6 protein-coding genes are annotated in these 5,825 nt (G+C 74.3%); all 6 read left to right on the top strand.

Annotation, left to right across the window (positions count from 1 at the left end; all coding sequences use genetic code 11):
* The first annotated feature begins 133 nt into the window (after positions 1 to 133).
* Positions 134 to 787, top strand: a complete 654-nt coding sequence (locus tag RNC47_RS35625; RefSeq protein WP_311604964.1) for an NAD(P)-dependent oxidoreductase — start codon at positions 134 to 136, stop codon at positions 785 to 787.
* Between the two features lie 117 nt (positions 788 to 904).
* A complete protein-coding gene (locus RNC47_RS35620; protein ID WP_311604963.1) occupies positions 905 to 1,978 on the top strand; it encodes a DUF5954 family protein in 1,074 nt (357 codons plus the stop codon).
* Positions 1,979 to 2,047: 69 nt separating this feature from the next.
* Positions 2,048 to 3,106 (top strand): sensor histidine kinase, encoded by a 1,059-nt coding sequence (locus RNC47_RS35615; RefSeq protein WP_311604962.1) that lies wholly within the window; start codon positions 2,048 to 2,050, stop codon positions 3,104 to 3,106.
* Positions 3,103 to 3,855: a LytR/AlgR family response regulator transcription factor gene (locus tag RNC47_RS35610; protein WP_311604961.1), complete on the top strand. Its 753-nt coding sequence runs from the start codon at positions 3,103 to 3,105 to the stop codon at positions 3,853 to 3,855. The genes RNC47_RS35615 and RNC47_RS35610 overlap by 4 nt, the downstream gene beginning before the upstream one ends.
* Position 3,856: 1 nt before the next feature.
* Positions 3,857 to 4,240 (top strand): hypothetical protein, encoded by a 384-nt coding sequence (locus RNC47_RS35605; protein ID WP_311604960.1) that lies wholly within the window; start codon positions 3,857 to 3,859, stop codon positions 4,238 to 4,240.
* Positions 4,237 to 5,691: a sodium/solute symporter gene (locus tag RNC47_RS35600; protein ID WP_311604959.1), complete on the top strand. Its 1,455-nt coding sequence runs from the start codon at positions 4,237 to 4,239 to the stop codon at positions 5,689 to 5,691. Before RNC47_RS35605 ends, RNC47_RS35600 begins: the two co-directional genes overlap by 4 nt.
* The last annotated feature ends 134 nt before the right edge of the window (positions 5,692 to 5,825 follow it).

Genomic DNA, 5,825 nt, shown 5'->3' with positions numbered 1-5,825 from the left:
GGAAGGGGCGCCACCCGCCCCAGCCGCCTCCCCCGCGCGGAGCGCGGAGGGGAGGGGCTGTCGGGATGCCGGAGGTGGCGGGTGGTGAGACGCTGAGGTGGCAGGCGACGCAACCTCAGCGGAGCGTGGAGGCATGGCCAGGATCGCGGTCTTCGGGGCGAACGGCAGCATCGGGCATCGGGTGGTCAGTGAGGCCCTCGATCGTGGGCACACCGTGACCGCGGTGGTGCGGGATCCGGCGAAGGTCAGCAGAGAGCACGAGAACCTGACGGTCGTCAGCGGCGACGTGCTCGACCCGGCCGATGTCAGTGCCGTGGGGCAGGGGCAGGACGTGCTGGTCAGCGCCGTCGGCGGGGGTGACGCCGCCGGGCACCGGGCGTTGATCGAGCCCTCGGCCGAGGCCCTGGTCGCCGGCCTGCACGCGCTGGGCGACGGCGCGCCGCGGTTGATCATGGTCGGCGGTGCCGGCTCGCTCAGGACCCCGGACGGCGGGCAGCTCTGGGACACGCCGGGGTTGCCCGAGCCGGTGCTGGAGATCATGCGCGCGCACGGGGACGCGCTCGCCTATCTGCGGGGCGCGGAACAGGCCATCCACTGGACCAGCTTCAGCCCGGCCGCCACGATCGAGCCCGGCAGCCGCACGGGCAGCTTCCGCACCGCGCTCGACGACCTCGTCGTGGACGAGAAGGGCGAGAGCCGGATCTCGACCGAGGACTACGCCGTGGCGCTGGTCGACGAGATCGAGAACCCGCGGCACGTCGGGGAACGCTTCACCGTCGGTTACTGACGCGGAAGCGTGAAGGCGTGGGCGCGGACGTGAACATGGGGGCAAGTTAGCCCCTCCAAAGAGGGGACTTTGTGTAATCGCCTGTATCCGGCATGCGGTTGATGTCACGGTGAGCACATGAAGGATCACCGGAAGAACCCACCGCGTCACCTGACCTTCCGCGTCATCCACCGGGACGACCCCGTCTCCGAGGTGACGGAGCAGGACACCATCAGGTCCGCCGAGCGGTATCCCCACGTCGTCATCCGTGGACCCGTGTTCGGGTTCGCCGAGCAGCGGCCCGAGGACGGGGAGGCGTGGCGGCTGCTCAGTGACGTGAGTGACGGTTTTCCGCAGCACTCCAGGGACGGGCTCAACTCGCACCTGTGGTTCAGGGCGAAGGACGGCACGCGACCCGGTGACCCGCTGCGCGACCAGCTGCTGGCCGCCGTCGCCCGGCTGGAGAACGAGCCCGTCGACGAGCTGTGGGTCGGCGAGACCAGGTACCGGATCGTGCGGGGCGACGAGTTCGCCAGGATCGGCCCCGACGGTCTCGAGGGGCCGCGGCCCACCGACCCGGACGACCTGGGCCGGGACATCGGGGACCGGAGCCGCCGCCGGGAGGCCGGCTGCCGCACCAAGGGCATGCTCGTCGACCACGCCGCGCCCACCGGCATCATGGAGAGCATCCAGCGCATGGAGCTGCGCACCCTGCACTACAGCGCCCACCGCATCCCGGCCGGCGTTCGGGCCGACTCGCGGCGCGCCCTGGAGACCCACCCCGGCGTGGTGCTGCTCCCGGCCACCTTCACCTTCGCCGAGCGCAAGCGGAAGTCGTGGGAGCCGATGGCCGCCCTCCAGCCCACCCCACAGGACGCCCGCTCCACGCTGTACAACTACCTCGCCGAGTTCCTGCCCAAGCTGGAGCAAGGGGTCTCCGACGAGGACGCCGAGACCTACGCGCGCGCCGCCGAGGAGTACCGGGCCGGCCCGCCCAGCGACGAACTCACCGTGCTCGGCCGCCGGTTCCGCGTCATCCGGGTCGAGCGGCTGATGCGGATCGGCCCGGACGGCCCCGAACCACCCCGGCCCACCGACGAGGACCCGTACGGCCCGATGCAGCTGCACCCGCCGCTCGCCGAGGTGGAGGAGCGCGAGGCGCGGGTGGCGCGCGAGCGGAGCCAGGCGGAGGGCCCGGCGCCGGTCGAGTGATCCCCGCGGTTCCACGCGGAGCGCGTCAGGGGCCTATGGGGCCGGGCCGGCCTGGGTTACGGTGCGGCCATGCTGGGGGACCGGATGCGAAGGGGAAGGCCCGACGACGGGCGGACCGCCGCCGTGCTCGCCGCCGTGCAGGAGATCGACGCCGACCTCAGGGACGGGCTGACCGGCCGCGGCGCCGCCTCCGCCGCCCGCCGCCTGCGCCGCCTGCTGCGCGCCGGCGCCGTCGTCCTCGCCGACCTCGACGCCAGGCCGGTCGCCGTCGCGGGCCAGGACCCGGCCCCGGACGAGCTCGCCGCGCTGCTCGCCGGCGTCTACGAGCACGCGGGGTCCGTCCACCGCCCACCCTGGGTCGCCGTCCCGCTGATCGTCGCCGGTGAGCTCTCCGGCGCGCTCGCCGCCCGCGACGCGGACGAGGCCGAACTCACCCCCGCCGCCGCGCTCGTCGCCCGCTCCCTCGACCACGCCGCGCTGCGCCGCGCCCGCGCCCGCATCACCCAGGCCGAGCTGCGCACCCTGCGGGCCCAGATCTCCCCGCACTTCCTGCACAACGCGCTGGCCGTCATCGGCGCCCGCATCCGCACCGACCCGGACCGGGCCCGCACCCTGCTCAACGACTTCGCCGACTACCTGCGCTACAGCTTCTCCACCCAGGGCGACTACGCCACCGTCGCCGACGAGCTCCAGGCCGTCCAGACCTACCTCGAACTGCAACGCGCCCGCTTCGACGACCGGATGGAGCTCACGGTGCGGATGGCGCCCGAGATCCTGCCCGTCGCCATCCCCTTCCTCGTCATCCAGCCGATCGTGGAGAACGCCGTCCGGCACGGCCTCGAACCCAAGCCCGGGCCCGGCGCCATCAGCGTCTCCGGCTTCGGCGAGGGGCCGCTGTGCGTCATCGAGGTGGAGGACGACGGGGTGGGCATGGAGCCGGAACGGGCCCGCGCCATCCTCGCCGGCGGGGGAGGCGGGCGCGGCGGCGTCGGCCTGGCCAACGTCGACCAGCGGCTGCGGACCGTCTACGGGCCCGAGTACGGCCTGGTCATCGAGACGGCGCGGGGTGGCGGTACCAAGGTCGTCATCCGGGTGCCGAAGTTCATGCGAGGGGTGACGACCCGATGAGGACGTCGAGGACGCTGCGGGTGCTCGTCGTCGAGGACGAGACCTCGACCCGCGAGGAACTGGCCGACATGCTGGCCGCCATGCCCGAGATCGCCGAGGTGAGCGAGGCCGACGGCGGCGAGTCCGCGGTCCGGCTCCTCGGCACCGACACCTTCGACGCCGTCTTCCTCGACATCTCCATGCCGGGCCTCACCGGCATGGACGTCGCCCGCGTCCTCGGCATGCTCTCCACCCCGCCCGCCATCGTCTTCGTCACCGCCTCCGAGTCCCACGCCGTCGAGGCCTTCGGCATCGGCGCCGCCGACTACCTCCTCAAGCCGATCCGGGCCGAGCGGCTCGCCGAGGCCGTCACCCGGGCCGCCGCCGCCCGGCCCGACCTGGCGGCCGAGCCGGCCAGGGACGAGCTCGCCGTGGTGCAGATCGAGACCGGCCGGCACACCGTCTTCGTGCACCGCGACGACATCCACTTCGCCGAGGCGCACGGCGACTACGTGCGGCTGCACACCGAGCAGGACGCCCACCTGATCCGGCTCTCGCTCAGCTACCTGGAGGAGGTCTGGTCGGCGGCCGGCTTCGTCCGCGCCCACCGCGGCTACCTGGTCGCCGTCCGCTGGGTGCGCGACCTGCGGGTCACCAGCTCCTCCGGGCTCGTCGCGGCCACCCCGGCCGGCGACGTGCCGGTCAGCCGGCGGCACGCCCGCGCCCTCAAGGAGCGGCTGCTGGCCGCCGTCCGGGACGAGGGCCGCTGAGATGACCGCGACCCCCCGCCGGGTGCGGGTCACCAGCCCGCAGACCAGGATCGCGCTCTCCCGCGGCCACCGGCCGCCCCGCCACCTGCCGCCGCTGCCCGGACCCGGCGCCGAGGACGAGCGTGAACTGGCCGCCGCCCGCGAGCTGTTCACCACCCAACGACGGCACGCCGCCCGCACCCTCGGCCTGCTGGCCCTGCTGCTCTTCGGACTCAGCGGACTGCTCGGCGCGCTGCCGGTGCTCGGCCGGTTCACGGTGGCCGGCGTCCCGGCCTCCTGGCTGCTGCTGATGGCCGCCAGCTACCCGCTGCTGCTGCTGATCGCCGTCCGGCACGTGCGCGGCGCCGAGCGCGTCGAGCGGGCCTCGGGCCGGGGCCCCGGATGACCGGGCTGCTGGCGATCGGCCTGCTGCTGGCGGCCAGCATGGCCATCGGCATCTACGGGGTGCGCGCCACCCGCTCCACCACCCCCGACTTCCTGGTGGCCTCGCGCCGGGTCGCGCCCGGCTGGAACGCCATGGCCATCGCCGGCGAGTACGTCTCGGCCGCGTCCGTCCTCGGCCTGGCCGGACTGATGCTGAAGAACGGCATCGGCACCCTCTGGTACGCGGTCGGCTTCACCGCCGGCTACGTCGCCGTCGCCGCCCTCGTCGCCGGGCCGATGCGGCGCTCCGGCGCCTACACCGTCCCCGACTTCGCCGACTACCGGCTCGGCTCGCCCGCCATCCGACGACTCTGCGCCGTCATCGTGCTGGTGATCATGTGGCTCTACCTGGTGCCGCAGTTCAAGGGCGCCGGCGTGGTGCTCCACCTGGTGAGCGGCACGCCCTACTGGGTGGGGGTGGTCCTGGCGGGCCTGGTGGTGAGCGTCTCCATCGCGGCCGGCGGCATGCGCTCGGCCACCTACGTCCAGGGCTTCCACTACCTGGTGAAGCTGCTCTTCATCGCGGTCCCCGCGGTCTTCCTCGTGGTGCACGCGGGCTCCGACGCCCGCGAGGAGGCGCTGCGGATGGACGTCAGCGAGTGGAGCCGGCCGCTGCTCGACCTGGAGGGCTCGGGACAGCCGCTGCTCGCCACCTGGTCGGTGCTGCTCGCCACCACGCTGGGCGCGGTCGGCCTGCCGCACGTCATCATGCGCTTCCACACCAGCGCCACGGCCTGGGCCGCGCGGCGGGTGGCGGTCGGCGTCATCGTGCTGCTCGGCCTCTTCTACCTCTTCCCCGCCGTCTACGGGCTCCTCGGCCGGGTCTTCACGCCCGACCTGGTGAACGGCGGCGACACGGACACGGTCACCGTGGTGCTGCCGGGCGAGATCGTGCCGGGCGGCTGGGGCGCGGTGCTGACCGCGATCGTCGCCGCCGGCGCGTTCGCGGCCTTCCTCTCCACCTCCTCCGGACTGCTGCTCGCCCTGGCGGGCGGCCTCTCCCACGACCTGTCCCGGGCGAGCGTGCCGCGACTGCGGGCCGCGGTCGTGGTCGGCGCGCTGGTGGCCGTGCTGCTCTCGCTGCCGGCGCGGTCGGTCGACATCAACGTGGCCGTGGGCTGGGCCTTCGCGGTGGCCGCCTCGACGTTCTGCCCGCTGCTCGTGCTCGGCATCTGGTGGCGCGGCCTGACCTCCGCCGGCGCGGCCGCCGGCCTGGCGGCCGGCGTCCTCGCCGCGACGGGCGCGGCGGCGGCCTCCGTCCTCACCGACCCGTCCGCCGGCTGGCTCACCGTCCTCCTCGCCCAACCGGCTGCCTGGACGGTCCCGCTGGCCTTCACCGTGATGATCGTCGTCTCCCGCGTCACCACCCCACCGGAATGGGCGGAACGGGCCGTCCTCCACCTACACGCGTAGCCGGCCGCAGGCCGGCTCCCCACCACGCCGCGGTGCCACGCCGCGGTGCCGCGCCCACCCACATCCTCGCGCGCAGCGCGAGAGCGGGCGGGGGAGCGAGGGCGCGGAGCGCCGGCCGTGGGCCGCGCCCACCC

Source organism: Streptomyces millisiae (genome assembly GCF_031845425.1).
GTDB classification, from domain to species: domain Bacteria; phylum Actinomycetota; class Actinomycetes; order Streptomycetales; family Streptomycetaceae; genus Streptomyces; species Streptomyces millisiae.
This window is presented reverse-complemented; position numbering and strand designations above follow the sequence as displayed.